The organism is Nocardioides agariphilus (assembly GCF_015352445.1).
Classification (GTDB): Bacteria; Actinomycetota; Actinomycetes; order Propionibacteriales; family Nocardioidaceae; genus Nocardioides; species Nocardioides agariphilus.
Genome location: NZ_JADKPO010000010.1, coordinates 21,307 through 35,884, shown reverse-complemented (window position 1 = coordinate 35,884; position 14,578 = coordinate 21,307). Strand labels below are relative to the sequence as shown.

Genomic DNA, 14,578 nt, shown 5'->3' with positions numbered 1-14,578 from the left:
AGGGGCGGCTCACCGCCGATGACCTGGCCACATGACTGCAACAGATGGAGAGGAAGCCTGTGGCGAATCTGGAGTGGAGCGAGACCGACGACCTGGCCGTGGACACCGTGCGGGTGCTGGCCATGGACTCGGTGCAGAAGGTCGGCAACGGCCACCCCGGCACCGCCATGAGCCTGGCGCCCGCGGCTTACCTTCTGTTCCAGAAGGTGATGCGCCACGACCCGTCCGACCCGCACTGGCCGGGCCGCGACCGGTTCGTGCTGTCGTGCGGCCACTCGAGCGTGACCCTCTACATCCAGCTCTACCTCGGCGGCTGGGGCCTCGAGCTCGAGGACCTCAAGAGCCTGCGCACGTGGGGCAGCAAGACACCCGGCCACCCGGAGTACGGCCACACCGCCGGAGTCGAGACCACCACCGGCCCGCTGGGACAAGGCGTCGGCAACGCGGTCGGCATGGCGATGGCCGCCCGCCGTGAGCACGGCCTGCTCGACCCCAACGTCGCCCTCGGCGACTCGCTGTTCGACCACTACATCTACGCCCTCTGCTCCGACGGTGACCTCGAGGAGGGCGTCAGCAGCGAGGCCTCCTCCATCGCCGGCACCCAGCAGCTGGGCAACCTGATCCTGATCTACGACGACAACAAGATCTCGATCGAGGACAACACCGACATCGCCTTCAACGAGGACGTCGCCCAGCGCTACGAGGCCTACGGCTGGCACGTGCAGACGGTCGACTGGACGCATGGCGGTGGGCAGTACCGCGAGGACGTCCCAGCCCTGTACGACGCGATCCTCGAGGCGCAGCGGGTCACCGACAAGCCGAGCTTCATCCAGCTGCGCACGATCATCGGCTGGCCGGCTCCCAACCTCCAGAACACCTTCAAGGCCCATGGCAACGCCCTGGGTCCCGAGGAGGTGGCAGCCACCAAGAAGATCCTCGGCTGGGACCCGGAGCTGAGCTTCGAGGTGCCTCCCGCTGTCATCGAGCACACCCGCCAGGCGGTGGCGCGCGGGCAGGCGGCGCGCGCCGAGTGGCAGACGGCCTTCGACGCGTGGGCGCGCAAGCCGTCCGCTGACCTCGACCTCTACGAGCGGCTGCAGACGCGCACCCTCCCGAGTGGCTGGGCCGACAAGCTGCCGACCTTCCCGGCCGACGAGAAAGGCATGGCCACGCGCAAGGCCAGCGGCTCGGTCATCAACGCGATCGCCGGCGAGATCCCCGAGCTGTGGGGTGGCTCGGCCGACCTGGCCGAGTCCAACAACACCACCATCGAAGGGGCGCCCTCGTTCATCCCGGGCGACCGCTCGACCAAGCTGTGGAAGGCCGACCCGCTCGCCGGCCGGGTGCTCCACTTCGGCATCCGCGAGCACGCCATGGGCGCGATCATGAACGGCATCGCCGTCCATGGCGGCACCCGCGTCTTCGGCGGCACGTTCTTGACGTTCTCCGACTACATGCGAGGCGCCGTCCGGCTGGCGGCGCTGATGCAGCTGCCGGTCACCTACGTCTGGACCCACGACTCCATCGGCCTCGGCGAGGACGGCCCGACCCACCAGCCGATCGAGCACCTCGCCGCGCTGCGAGCCATTCCCGGCCTCGACGTGGTCCGGCCGGCCGACGCCAACGAGACCGCGGCCTGCTGGCAGGCGATCCTCGAGCACAACGACCGACCCGCCGGCCTGGCGCTCACCCGGCAGAACGTCCCGACATTCCCACGCGGCGATGACGGCTTCAATGACACCGGCGACGTCGCCAAGGGCGCATACGTCCTGATCGACGCCCCAGGAACAGAGGACGGCGATGGGCCACCAGACGTGGTGCTCATCGGCACCGGTTCGGAGGTCCAGCTCGCCGTCGAGGCGCGCTCGATCCTCGCGGAGAAGGGCGTCCGCGCCCGCGTGGTCTCGATGCCGTGCCGCGAGTGGTTCGACGAGCAGGAGGCGTCCTATCGCGAGACCGTCATCCCGCCGACCGTGAAGGCCCGGGTCTCGGTCGAGGCCGGCGTGGCCCAGGGCTGGCGCGAGGTCGTCGGTGACCACGGCCGCATCGTCTCGATCGACCACTACGGCGCCTCGGCCGACTTCGCCCGCATCTTCCGCGAGTTCGGCGTCACGGCACAAGCCGTCGCGGACGCCGCGGAGGACAGCATCCGAGTCGCCACCAGCTGACCCCCGACACCAGGAGGAACCACCATGACCGACCGACTCCAGACGCTCAGTAGCGCCGGCGTCTCCATCTGGCTCGACGACCTGTCGCGCGAGCGCATCGAGAGCGGCAACCTGACCGACCTGGTCAAGGACCGCCACGTGGTGGGTGTCACGACCAACCCGACGATCTTCGCCACGGCGCTGGCCGACGGCGAGCGGTACGACGACCAGGTCCGCCGGCTCGCAGCCGAGGGCGCCGACGTGTCGCGGGCAACCTTTGAGCTGACCACCGAGGACGTCCGCAACGCCTGCGACATCATGCGGCCCACCTACGACGAGAACCATAAGGACGGCCGGGTCTCGATCGAGGTCGACCCCTTCCTCGCCCACGACACCGAGGGCACCGTGAAGTCCGCCCAGGACCTGTGGCGGGCCGTCGACCGGCCGAACGTGCTCATCAAGATCCCGGCCACCGACGAGGGTCTGCCCGCGATCCGGCGGGCGACCGCCGAGGGCATCAGCGTCAACGTCACACTGATCTTCAGCCTCGAGCGCTATCGCAAGGTGATGGACGCCTACCTCGCCGGGCTCGAGGACGCCAAGGACGCCGGCATCGACCTGTCCACCATCCACTCGGTCGCGTCGTTCTTCGTCTCCCGCGTCGACACCGAGGTCGACAAGCGTCTCGACGCCATCGGCACCGCCGAGGCCGACGCCCTGCGCGGCGAGGCCGCGGTCGCCAACGCGCGGCTGGCCTACGCGGCCTTCCAGGAGGTCTTCTCCGGCGACCGCTGGCAGACCCTGACGGTCGCGGGCGCCCACGCGCAGCGCCCGCTGTGGGCTTCGACCGGGGTCAAGGATGCGCGCTACCCCGACACGAAGTACGTCACCGACCTCGTCGTGTCCGACACGGTCAACACCATGCCCGAGAAGACACTGGAGGCCTTCGCCGACCACGGCGAGGTCGAGGGCGACGCTGTCACCGGCAAGGCCCAGGAGGCGGAGCAGGTCTTCGCGCGACTCGAGTCCGTGGGCATCGACTTCGACGACGTGCTCGCCGTGCTCGAGAGGGAAGGCGTCGAGAAGTTCGAGAAGTCCTGGCAGGAGCTGGTCGACACCATCAAGGGGCAGCTCGAGAAGGCCGAGCGGTGACGGCCGGCGACCCGGGAGCGCAGCCAGGCACCGCCTGGAACACCGTGGCTGGCGACCCCCTCGACGCAGATGGCGCTCACTACGAGCTGTTCTTCGGATACCGCGACGAGGCTGCCTTCGCCGCGCAGGTCCAACAGCTCGTCGACATGCGCTTCGCGAGCCGGCTGGCCGCCAAGGACCACACCCTGTGGGGCCAGGCTGCGGAGGAGGAGTCGGCCAAGCGGCTCGGTTGGGTCGACCTGTCACACACGTCGGTGCCACTCGTCAAGGCGATCACCGCTCTGCGCGACGAGCTGCACGGCAAGGGCCTGACCAGGGTCGTGCTCTGCGGCATGGGCGGCTCATCCCTGGCGCCTGAGGTCATCTGCGGGGCTGCTGGCGTGGCCCTCGACGTCCTCGACTCCTCCGACCCCGACTTCGTGCGAGCGGCCATCGACAACGACCTGGCCCACACCGTCGTGGTGGTGTCCTCGAAGTCGGGGGGCACCGTCGAGACCGACAGCCAGCGCCGGGCCTACGAGAAGGCCTTCGCCGATGCGGGCATCGACCCACGCGAACGGATCGTCGTGGTCACCGACCCGGGATCACCACTCGACCAGTCCGCCTCCGAGGCCGGCTACCGCATCTTCCGCGCGGATCCGACCGTCGGCGGCCGGTTCTCGGCCCTGACCGCCTTCGGGCTGGTGCCCAGCGGGCTGGCCGGCGCCGACATCGGTGCACTGCTCGCCGAGGCGGAGTCGATCCGTGGCGAGCTCGCGAAGGACTCGGTGGACAACCCCGGACTCCGTCTCGGAGCGCTGATGGGCGTGGCCAACCTGGCCGGGGTCGACAAGCTCGTGCTGTGCAACGCCGAGGCGGCCTACGGCGGCTTCGGTGACTGGGCCGAGCAGCTGATCGCCGAGTCGACGGGCAAGGACGGCAAGGGCGTGCTGCCGGTGATCGTGGAGTCCGCGACCGCCCCCAACTTCTCGCCCAGCTCGGCCGACGAGGTGCTCGGGAGCTTCGGGCCCGGCTGGCTGTTCGACGACGTCCGCACCAAGTCGGGATGGGGCGTGAGCGTCGATGCCTCCCTGGGTGCCCAGATGCTGCTGTGGGAGCACGCCACCGTGGTCTGCGGCGCGATCATCGGCATCAACCCGTTCGACCAACCGGACGTCGAGAGCGCCAAGGCCGCTGCACGCGGACTCCTCGACGGCGGCGGTGCGCAGCCCCAGCCGCGCTTCAGCGACGGGGCGATCACGGTCTACGCCTCCCCCGGCTGGCTCTCCGACGGGGTCAGCAACGTCCACGACGCCATCACCGAGCTGCTGGCGGGGCTCGATCACGCCCATGGCTACGTCGCCGTGCAGGCCTACCTCGACCGGCACCGCGACGCTGCCCTCGCCGACGTACGCGCGACCATCGCTGCCGCCACCGAGCGCCCGGTCACCTTCGGCTGGGGGCCGCGCTTCCTCCACTCCACGGGCCAGTACCACAAGGGCGGACCGTCGACCGGCGTCTACCTGCAGATCACCAGCCACCCCGAGCGCGATCTCGCCGTCCCAGACCGGCCCTTCACCTTCCACGAGTTCCTCATCGCCCAGGCCGTGGGCGACGGGCAGGTGCTGGCCGACAAGGGCCGGCCGGTCCTGCGCCTGCACCTGGACAGCCCGGCGCACCTCGACGCCGTACGCCAGGCGCTCCAGTGACGTCATCTCCGGACGTCGTGGGGTGGACCAACCCGCTGCGCGACGTCGAGGACCGCAGACTGCCTCGGATCGCCGGACCGTGCGGCATGGTGCTGTTCGGGGTGACCGGCGACCTGTCGCGCAAGAAGGTGATGCCGGCGATCTACGACCTGGCCAACCGCGGTCTGCTGCCACCGGGATTCAGCCTGGTCGGCTTCGCGCGACGTGACTGGGCCAACCAGGACTTCGCCAAGATCGTGCACGACTCGGTCAAGCAGCACGCCCGCACCGAGTTCCGCGAGGAGGTCTGGAAGCAGCTGGCCGAGGGCTTCCGGTTCGTGCCGGGCAACTTCGACGACGATGTCGCCTTCGCCAACCTGGCGCGCACCCTCGACGAGCTCGACGTCGTGCGCGGCACCGGCGGCAACCACGCGTTCTACCTCGCCATCCCGCCGGGCTTCTTCGGCATGGTCGTCGACCAGCTCAAGGAGCACGACATGGTCGACAAGCGGCCCGACGCGTGGCGACGGGTGGTCATCGAGAAGCCCTTCGGTCATGACCTGGCGTCAGCCAAGGAGCTGCAGAAGACGCTGTCGGAGGCCTTCCCGACCGACTCGATCTTCCGGATCGACCACTACCTGGGCAAGGAGACCGTCCAGAACATCTTGGCCCTGCGGTTCGCCAACGAGATGTTCGAGCCGATCTGGAACGCCAACTACGTCGACCACGTACAGATCACGATGGCCGAGGACATCGGCATCGGGGGGCGCGCGGGCTACTACGACGGCATCGGTGCTGCCCGCGACGTCATCCAGAACCACCTGCTGCAGCTGCTGGCCCTGGTGGCCATGGAGGAGCCGATCTCCTTCGACGCGCCCAACCTTCGCGCCGAGAAGCTCAAGGTGCTCCAGAGCATCACCTTGCCGCGCCGCCTCGACCTGACGACGGCCCGTGGCCAGTACGCCGAGGGATGGTCTGGCGGCGTGAAGGTGCCGGGCTTCCTCCAGGAGGAGGCCATCAGACCTCGGTCGACCACTGAGACGTACGCCGCCATCAAGCTCAACATCGACAACCGTAGGTGGGCAGGCGTGCCGTTCTACCTGCGCACCGGCAAGCGTCTGGGCCGGCGGGTCACCGAGGTGGCCATCGTCTTCAAGCCGGCCCCACACCTCCCCTTCTCCGCGAACGCCACCGAGGAACTCACCCACAACGCGCTCGTCATCCGGGTGCAGCCCGACGAGGGCATCACCATGCGGTTCGGCGCCAAGGTGCCCGGCACCCAGATGGAGATCCGCGACGTCAACATGGACTTCGCCTACGGCGGCTCGTTCGTCGAGGCCAGCCCGGAGGCCTACGAGCGGCTGATCCTCGACGTGCTCCTGGGCGACCCGCCGTTGTTCCCCCGTCACGAGGAGGTGGAGCAGTCCTGGCGGATCCTCGACCCGATCCTCGACTACTGGCAGCGCAAGGGTCATCGACCCGAGCAGTACGCCTCCGGTGGCTGGGGACCGGAGTCCGCCGATGCGATGCTGCGCCGTGACGGCCGCGTCTGGAGGAGGCCCTGACCATGACCCCACCCCACGAAGCCGTTCCCTCCTCCGCTTCGCTCCCCCACTCACGCCTTCGCAGGGACCCCGGGAAATGATCGAGCTGACCGACACCACCGCCTCGGAGATCTCCTCGGCTTTCATCAAGGACCGGATCAAGGCCGGCAGTCCGGCGATGGGCATGGTGCTCACGCTGATCGTGGTGACCGACGAGGACAACGCCGAGGACGCGATGACCTCGGCGCGGATGGCCGCCCACGAGCACCCCGCCCGCACGCTCGGAGTCATCCTCGGCGATGCCCGCGGCGCCTCCCACGTGCACGCCCAGGTCGGCACGTTGGCGGGCTGGACGGGTGAGACGGCGTTGATCCGGCTCCAGGGCGAGGTGGTCAAGCACGCCGACTCGGTCGTCTTGCCCCTGCTGCTGCCCGACTCCCCCGTCGCCATCTGGTGGGCCTGCGACCCGCCGATGGATCCTGCCGCAGACCCGCTCGGCTCGCTCGCCCAGCGCCGCATCACCGACGCCGCCGACGTCAGGCGCGGCAAGCAGCGGGCCATGCACGCCCTGTGCACGACGTACGCCCCGGGCAACACCGACCTGGCCTGGACCCGGCTGACGCCGTGGCGTGCGCTGCTCGCCTCGAGCCTGGACCAGTACCACACCAGCGTCACCTCGGCGTCGGTGACGGCCGAGAGGATCAGCCCCAGCGCCGAACTGCTGGTCACCTGGCTGACCGACCGGCTCAAGGTAGGCGTGAGCCGGCAGAGCTCGAAGGGTCCGGGGATCACCGAGGTCGTCCTCGAGACCAAGCAGGGGCCGATCCGCATCAGTCGGCTCGACGGCAAGCTGGCCACCATCTCCTCGCCCGGCCAGCCGGATCGACCCATCGCGCTCAAGCGGCTGGAGATCCCGGCCCTGCTGGCCGAGGAGCTGCGACGTCTCGACGAGGACGACGTCTACGCCGCGGTGGCCAAGGCCTTCGCGAAGAAGCGGCTGTCATGACCGATGCGACCGCGGGGCACCCCGCGCCGCCGCGCATCGAGGTCCACGTCGACGCAGCCGACCTCGCCACCGCCGTCGCAGGCGAGCTCATCTCCCGCATCGAGGACGCCCAGGCGCGCGGTGAGGAACCCCAGATCGGGCTGACCGGCGGCACCATCGCCGAGCACGTGCACCGAGAGCTGGCGCGGATGGCACCGGACTCGGAGGTCGACTGGTCGCGGGTGGTGGTGTGGTGGGGCGACGAGCGCTACGTCGCGGCGGCCTCGCCCGAACGCAACGCGGGCCAGGCGCTCGCCGCGTTCGGAGACCGGCTGCCCCTCGATCCCAGCAAGGTCCACCAGGTGCCGTCCACGGACGACGCCGCATCGGTGACCGAGGCCGCCGATCGCTACGCCGCCGACCTGCGCGCCCACGCAGCGGGCTCGTTCGAGGTGTTGATGCTCGGTGTGGGCCCTGACGGCCACGTCGCCTCGCTGTTCCCCGGCTCGGCCCAGCTCGACGTCGACGACCGGGTCACCGTCGCCGTCACCGACTCCCCCAAGCCACCCCCTGAGCGAGTCTCGCTCACGTTCGCTGCTCTGAACCGGAGCCGGTCGGTGTGGTTCCTGGTCAGCGGCGAGCAGAAGGCCTCCGCCGTCGCGCGTGCCCTCGCCGTCGGCGCCGACCTCCACGACGTACCTGCCGCCGGCGTCACGGGAGAGCTGGAGACCATCTGGTTCCTCGACCGGGAGTCGGCTGCCCAGCTGTAGCCCCACCGTCGGTTGAGGAAGGCGCGCTAGCGCCTGTCTCGAAACCCGTCGGTTGAGGAAGGCGCGCTAGCGCCTGTCTCGAAACCAGACGAGCGGATCATCGACCTGTTCCGCGGTTTCCAGACGGGACTTCGTCCGTCCTCAACCAGCGCGAAGTCCAGCGCGCCTGTCTCGAAACCCGTCGGTTGAGGAAGGCGCGCTAGCGCCCGTCACGAAACCAGACGAGCGGATCATCGACCTGTTCCGCGGTTTCGAGACGGGACTTCGTCCCTCCGCAACCAGCGCGAAGTCCAGCGCGCCTGTCTCGAAACCCGTCGGTTGAGGAAGGCGCGCGAGCGCCTGTCTCGAAACCAGACGAGCGGATCATCGACCTGTTCCGCGGTTTCGAGACGGGACTTCGTCCCTCCGCAACCAGCGCGAAGTCCAGCGCGCCTGTCTCGAAACCCGCTGGGCGCCTGATCGCGCTCAGAAGACGATGTCGCCGGCCTTGCGGCGCGAGCGCAGCAGGCTGAGTGCCTCTTCGAGGATGTCCTTGGCCTCGGCGTCGGAGCGACGCTCCTTCACGTAGGCCAGGTGGGTCTTGTAGGGCTCGATCCGCGGCGCCGGAGGCGGGTTGTCGGAGTCGAGCGAGGCGGGAAGCCCGCACTTGGGGCAGTCCCACGAGTCGGGGACCTGCGCCTCGATGGCGAAGGTCACCACCGAACGGTGCCCGTGAGAGCAGAAGTACGTCACGGCCTGACGCGGTGCTGCTTCGCCCCGCTCGGCCTCACCCATGGGACCCGCCCCGACTCGGGACCCACGGATTGCGTTGCCACCACCAGCCACTTCTTGACCCCTTGTCTAGAGCCTTGGTTGTTCAGTTGAGGAGCGTCGTGCCGTTCAGCCTTGGTAGGCCAGGAGCAGCCCGAGGGCCACGATGCAGGCGAACCAGATGATGCCGATCCCGATGGTCATGCGGTCGAGGTTCTTCTCCGCCACCGACGAGCCACCCAGCGAGCTGGAGACGCCGCCGCCGAACATGTCCGACATGCCTCCGCCGCGGCCCTTGTGCAACAGCACCAAGCCGATCAGCAGGAAGCTCGTAAGCATGAGCAGGATGGTGAAGACGAGTGTCACGAGGGGAAAGCCTACGTCACGAGGAGGTGACGGCCCGCAACGGCACCACCGGTCCAGACATCGGACGCCGACGGTGCGACACGACTACGCCAGTCACAAGACCGGCATGTCGTAGAACCGGCAGATCCCGCCGAACTCGTCGGCCTGGAGGCTGGCACCGCCGACCAGGCACCCGTCGACGTCGGCCTTGGCCATGATGCCGCCCACGTTGGCGGCCTTGACCGAACCGCCGTAGAGAACGCGCACGGCGTCCGCCGCGGCGTCGCCGTGCACCTCGCGGACACGTCCGCGGATGGCGGCGCACACCTCCTGCGCGTCGTCGGGAGTGGCGACCTCGCCGGTGCCGATCGCCCACACGGGCTCGTAGGCCACCACCAGACCGCCCACCTGCTCGGCGGAGAACCCCGCCAGCGACCCGTCGAGCTGCGCCAGGGTGTAGGTGACCTGCTGGCCCTCCTGGCGGACCGGAAGTGGCTCGCCGACGCACACGATGGGCGTCATGCCCGCGCCGAGCGCGGCCTTGGCCTTGGCGTTGACCAGCGCATCGGACTCCTGGTGGTACTCGCGCCGCTCGCTGTGGCCGACCACTACATAGCTGCAGCCGAGCTTGGCCAGCATCCCTGCTGAGACCTCGCCGGTGTAGGCGCCCGACTCGTGCGCGGAGACGTCTTGCGCGCCGTACGCGATCGAGAGCTGGTCGCCGTCCACGAGGGTCTGCACGGTCCGGATGTCGGTGAACGGCGGCACGACGACGACCTCGGCCTTGGCGTAGTCGTGCTTCTTGTCGTTGAGCGTCCAGGCCAGCTTCTGGACCAGGACGACTGCCTCCTGGTGGTTGAGGTTCATCTTCCAGTTGCCGGCCATCAGGGGGGTGCGAGACATGGGTCTACCTTTCGAGTACGGCGATCCCCGGGAGCTCCTTGCCCTCCAGGAACTCCAGGCTGGCGCCACCGCCGGTGGAGATGTGGCCGAACGCCGCCTCGTCGAAGCCGAGCTTGCGCACGGCAGCCGCGGAGTCGCCGCCGCCCACGACCGAGAGGCCTGGCACCTTGGTGAGCGCCTCGGCCACCGCCCGGGTGCCCTCGGCGAACGCCGGGGTCTCGAAGACGCCCATCGGCCCGTTCCAGAAGACTGTCTGGGCGTCGGCGAGGGCTGCCGCGAACGCCTTGCCCGACTCGGGCCCGATGTCGAGCCCGAGGCCGTCGGCGGGGATCTCGTCGGCGGGTACGACGCGGGGCTCGGGTTCGCGGTCACCGGAGGGGAACTCCGAGTCGACCACGATGTCGGTCGGCAGGAGGATCTCCACGCCCGACTCCTCGGCACGCGCGAGGTAGGAGCGGACCCTGTCGAGCTGGTCCTCCTCGAGCAGGCTCTTGCCGACCTCGTGGCCCTGGGCCTTGAGGAAGGTGAACACCATGCCGCCGCCGATGAGCAGCTTGTCGGCCTTGCCGAGCAGGTTGTCGATGACGCCCAGCTTGTCGGAGACCTTCGACCCGCCGAGCACCACGACGTAGGGACGGGCCGGATCGACGGTCAGCCTGCGCAGCACGTCGATCTCCGCGGCCACCAGACCGCCCATCGCCGAGGGCAGCCGCAGCGCGACGTCGTAGACCGACGCCTGCTTGCGGTGCACGACGCCGAAGCCGTCGGAGACGAAGGCGTCAGCCAGGTTGGCGAGCTGCGCGGCGAACGCCGAGCGCGACTCGTCGTCCTTGCTGGTCTCGCCCGCGTTGAACCGGACGTTCTCCAGCACCACGACCTGACCGTCCTCGAGCGCGGCCACCGTCGCCTGGGCGCTCTCCCCCACCGTGTCGGTGGCGAAGGCCACGTCCTGGCCGAGGAGCTCACCGAGGCGCGCGGCCACCGGGCGCAGGGAGTACTTCGGGTCGGGCTCGCCCTTGGGTCGCCCGAGGTGCGCGGTCACGATGACGCGCGCCCCCCGGTCCGCGAGCGCCTTGATCGTGGGCACGCTCGCCTTGATCCGGCCCTCGTCGGTGATGGTGTCGCCGTCGAGGGGGACGTTGAGATCCGATCGGACCAGGACCCGCTTGCCCCGGACCTCGCCCAGGGAGTCGATGCCTGCTGAGTGACCGGGCACCGTCAGAGGGTTTCGCCGACGTAGGTGATCAGGTCCGCGAGCCGGTTGGAGTAGCCCCACTCGTTGTCGTACCAGCCGACGACCTTGACCTGGTTGCCGATCACCTTGGTCAGCGGCGAGTCGAAGATGCACGACGCGGGGTCGGTGACGATGTCGGAGGACACGATCGGGTCGGTGGAGTACTTGAGGTAACGGCCGTCGGCGACCTTCTCGACCGCCGCGTTGACCTCGTCGACCGAGGTCTCGCGACCGGCCTCGAAGGTCAGGTCGGTGGCGGAGCCGGTCGGCACGGGCACGCGCAGGGCGTAGCCGTCGAGCTTGCCCTTGAGCTCCGGCAGCACCAGGCCGATGGCCTTCGCAGCACCGGTCGAGGTCGGCACGATGTTGAGGGCGGCAGCGCGGGCGCGACGCAGGTCCTTGTGGATGTTGTCCTGGAGGTTCTGGTCGGCGGTGTAGGCGTGGATGGTGGTCATCAGGCCCTTGACGATGCCGAACTCGTCGTTGAGCGCCTTCGCCATCGGTGCCAGGCAGTTGGTCGTGCACGACGCATTGGAGATGACGGTGTGCTTGTCGGCGTCGTAGAGCTCATGGTTGACGCCCATCACGATCGTGATGTCCTCGTTGGAGGCGGGCGCAGAGATGATGACCTTCTTGGCGCCGGCATCGACGTGCGCGTGCGCCTTGGTGGCGTCGGTGAAGAAGCCCGTGGACTCGACGACCACGTCCGCACCGATGTCGCCCCACTTGAGCTGGCTGGGGTCGCGCTCGGCGAAGGCCGCGATCTCCCGGTCACCGACCTTGATCGCAGTCTCGGTCGAGCTCACGTCGGCGTCGAGACGGCCCAGGATGGTGTCGTACTTGAGCAGGTGGGCCAGCACCTTGTTGTCGGTGAGGTCGTTGACCCCGACGATCTCGATGTCAGCCCCCGACGCACGGACCGCGCGGAAGAAGTTGCGGCCGATGCGGCCGAATCCGTTGATGCCGACGCGAACAGTCACAGCAGTGCTCCTCGTGGTGGATTTTTAACGATCAACAACCTAGCGAAACCCGTACGGCACATCGAGGGCGTCCGACGTACGTCCCGGCACCCGGACTCCGGCTCAGCCTTCCTCGGCGAGCATCTCAGGCGTGAGGGACGACTCGGTGTCGGGGATGCCCAGCTCCTCGGCGCGCTTGTCGGCCATCGCCAGGAGGCGACGGATACGGCCGGCGATCGCGTCCTTGGTCAGCACCGGGTCGTGCAGCTGACCGAGCTCCTCGAGCGAGGCCTGCTTGTGCTTGAGGCGGAGGTCGCCGGCCAGGCGCAGATGGTCGGGTACTTCCTCGGCGAGGATCTCCAGGGCCCGCTCGACCCGGGCTCCGGCGGCGACGGCAGCGCGAGCCGAGCGACGCAGGTTGGCGTCGTCGAAGTTGGCCAGCCGGTTGGCGGTCGCCCGCACCTCTCGGCGCATCCGGCGCTCTTCCCAGGCCATCAGCGACTCGTGGGCACCCAACCGCGTCAGCAGCTCGCCGATCGCATCGCCGTCGCGGATGACCACCCGGTCGACACCGCGTACTTCGCGGGCCTTGGCCTGGATGCCGAGCCGCCGTGCGACTCCCACCAGGGCCAGCGCGGCCTCCGGGCCCGGGCAGGTGACCTCCAGAGATGACGAGCGGCCGGGCTCGGTCAGCGAGCCATGGGCGAGGAACGCCCCTCGCCACGCAGCCACCGAGTCGCAGCCTCCACCGGAGACGACCGCCGGTGGCAAGCCGCGTACGGGCCGGCCACGCTGGTCGAGGAGACCGGTCTGGCGCGCCAAGGCCTCACCGTCCTTGACCACCCGGACCAGGTAGCGAGAGCCCTTGCGGATGCCGTTGCCCTGCACCATCGCGAACTCGGCCTGGTGCCCGTAGACCTCGGCGATGTCCTTGCGCAGCCGTCGCGCAGCAGCCCCGGTGTCGAGCTCGGCCTCGACCACGATCTTCCCGGCGACGATGTGAAGACCACCCGCGAACCTCAGCATGGTGGCCACCTCGGCCTTCCGGCAGCAGGTCTTGGTGATCTGGGTGTTGGCCAGCTCGGCCTTCACCTGTGCCGTCATCGCCATGCGGCGAATCCTGCCACGCGCGTCAATCACCCTTGCGGGCCACGGGGATGGATGCCCGGATGTTCAGGGGGGCCCATGACCACGGAGTAGGCGGCGGCGAGCTTGGAGGGATCGTGGCGAGGGGCGCCGTCGTCGGCGGCGACGTCGGCGACCACGAGGCGGGCACCGGCACTCTCCACGGCCGCGCGGAGGACGTCATGGTCTCGAACGCTGCGTACGTCGGCGAGCACGGTGTGGATCTGCAGCTCGGGCGCATGCTCGAGCAGGGCAGCGAGGTGGTCGGCCTGGTCGAACCCAGGAGTCTCACCGTCTTGCGGTGCCAGGTTGAGCACCACGACCACCCGCGCCCTCGTCTCGACCAGGGCCCGGCACAGCTCGGGCACCAACAGGTGCGCGATGACCGAGGTGAACCACGAACCAGGGCCGAGCACCACCCAGTCGGCGTCGCGAACGGCGGCCACCGCCTCGACGCAGGGGGTGGGGTCGGGTGGGTCGAGGGCCACCGACAGGATCTGCCCGCCACTGGTCGCCACGGCCACCTGCCCGCGCACGGTGGTCACGTCGTCGGGACGGTCGGGCTCCGCGCCTTTGACCTGCGCCGTCATCACCAGCGGCGTCAGAGCCATGGGCAGCACGCGACCAGCGGCGCCGAGCAGTCGACCCACCCAGTCGAGCGCCGCGACGTGGTCCCCGAGCTGCTCCCACAGCGAGACGATCAGCAGGTTGCCCGTGACGTGACCGCGCATGTCGCCCTGGCCGGCGAACCTGTGCTGCAGCACCTGGGCCCAGGTCTGTCCCCACTCGTCGTCGCCGCACAAGGCCGCCAGGGCCATCCGCAGGTCCCCGGGCGGCAGCACCCCGAACTCCTCACGCAAGCGGCCGGACGAGCCTCCGTCGTCGGCGACGGTCACCACAGCCGTCAGGTCGTCGACGACGTGGCGCAGCGCCGACAGGGACGCATGCAAGCCGTGGCCACCCCCGAGCGCGACGACAGCCGCGGTAGTCACTCCTG

General features: G+C 69.4%; 13 protein-coding genes. 6 read left to right on the top strand and 7 right to left on the bottom strand.

Annotated features, from left to right (window positions below):
- Positions 1–44 precede the first annotated feature (44 nt).
- From tkt to pgl, 6 genes are all read left to right on the top strand, one after another.
- On the top strand, positions 45–2,168 hold the full coding sequence (gene tkt, locus ISU10_RS09105; protein WP_194696071.1) for a transketolase: 2,124 nt from the start codon (positions 45–47) through the stop codon (positions 2,166–2,168).
- A 24-nt stretch (positions 2,169–2,192) separates the two neighbouring features.
- A complete protein-coding gene (gene tal / locus ISU10_RS09100; RefSeq protein ID WP_194696070.1) occupies positions 2,193–3,299 on the top strand; it encodes a transaldolase in 1,107 nt (368 codons plus the stop codon).
- A complete protein-coding gene (locus ISU10_RS09095; protein WP_370865044.1) occupies positions 3,296–4,987 on the top strand; it encodes a phosphoglucose isomerase-related protein in 1,692 nt (563 codons plus the stop codon). Before tal ends, ISU10_RS09095 begins: the two co-directional genes overlap by 4 nt.
- On the top strand, positions 4,984–6,531 hold the full coding sequence (gene zwf, locus ISU10_RS09090; RefSeq protein WP_194696069.1) for a glucose-6-phosphate dehydrogenase: 1,548 nt from the start codon (positions 4,984–4,986) through the stop codon (positions 6,529–6,531). Before ISU10_RS09095 ends, zwf begins: the two co-directional genes overlap by 4 nt.
- Before the next feature lie 76 nt (positions 6,532–6,607).
- Positions 6,608–7,516: a glucose-6-phosphate dehydrogenase assembly protein OpcA gene (locus tag ISU10_RS09085; protein ID WP_194696068.1), complete on the top strand. Its 909-nt coding sequence runs from the start codon at positions 6,608–6,610 to the stop codon at positions 7,514–7,516.
- Positions 7,513–8,265: a 6-phosphogluconolactonase gene (gene pgl, locus ISU10_RS09080; RefSeq protein WP_194696067.1), complete on the top strand. Its 753-nt coding sequence runs from the start codon at positions 7,513–7,515 to the stop codon at positions 8,263–8,265. Before ISU10_RS09085 ends, pgl begins: the two co-directional genes overlap by 4 nt.
- Positions 8,266–8,730: 465 nt before the next feature.
- Here pgl and ISU10_RS09075 read toward each other — a convergent pair whose 3' ends face one another.
- The 7 genes from ISU10_RS09075 to ISU10_RS09045 form a co-directional block, all read right to left on the bottom strand.
- Positions 8,731–9,090, bottom strand: coding sequence for an RNA polymerase-binding protein RbpA (locus ISU10_RS09075; RefSeq protein WP_194696066.1), 360 nt, complete (start codon positions 9,088–9,090; stop codon positions 8,731–8,733).
- A gap of 54 nt (positions 9,091–9,144) precedes the next feature.
- A complete protein-coding gene (secG, locus tag ISU10_RS09070; protein ID WP_194696065.1) occupies positions 9,145–9,381 on the bottom strand; it encodes a preprotein translocase subunit SecG in 237 nt (78 codons plus the stop codon).
- Between the two features lie 93 nt (positions 9,382–9,474).
- Complete coding sequence (gene tpiA, locus ISU10_RS09065; RefSeq protein WP_194696064.1) at positions 9,475–10,263, bottom strand: triose-phosphate isomerase; 789 nt, start codon at positions 10,261–10,263, stop codon at positions 9,475–9,477.
- 4 nt (positions 10,264–10,267) lie between these two features.
- Positions 10,268–11,479 (bottom strand): phosphoglycerate kinase, encoded by a 1,212-nt coding sequence (locus ISU10_RS09060; protein ID WP_370865040.1) that lies wholly within the window; start codon positions 11,477–11,479, stop codon positions 10,268–10,270.
- A gap of 2 nt (positions 11,480–11,481) precedes the next feature.
- On the bottom strand, positions 11,482–12,477 hold the full coding sequence (gap, locus tag ISU10_RS09055) for a type I glyceraldehyde-3-phosphate dehydrogenase (protein ID WP_194696063.1): 996 nt from the start codon (positions 12,475–12,477) through the stop codon (positions 11,482–11,484).
- A gap of 102 nt (positions 12,478–12,579) precedes the next feature.
- Positions 12,580–13,566 (bottom strand): DNA-binding protein WhiA, encoded by a 987-nt coding sequence (gene whiA / locus ISU10_RS09050; RefSeq protein WP_194696062.1) that lies wholly within the window; start codon positions 13,564–13,566, stop codon positions 12,580–12,582.
- A 26-nt stretch (positions 13,567–13,592) separates the two neighbouring features.
- The gene (locus ISU10_RS09045; RefSeq protein ID WP_370865037.1) at positions 13,593–14,573 is read right to left on the bottom strand and encodes a gluconeogenesis factor YvcK family protein; all 981 of its coding nucleotides are present in this window, start codon (positions 14,571–14,573) and stop codon (positions 13,593–13,595) included.
- Positions 14,574–14,578 lie beyond the last annotated feature (5 nt).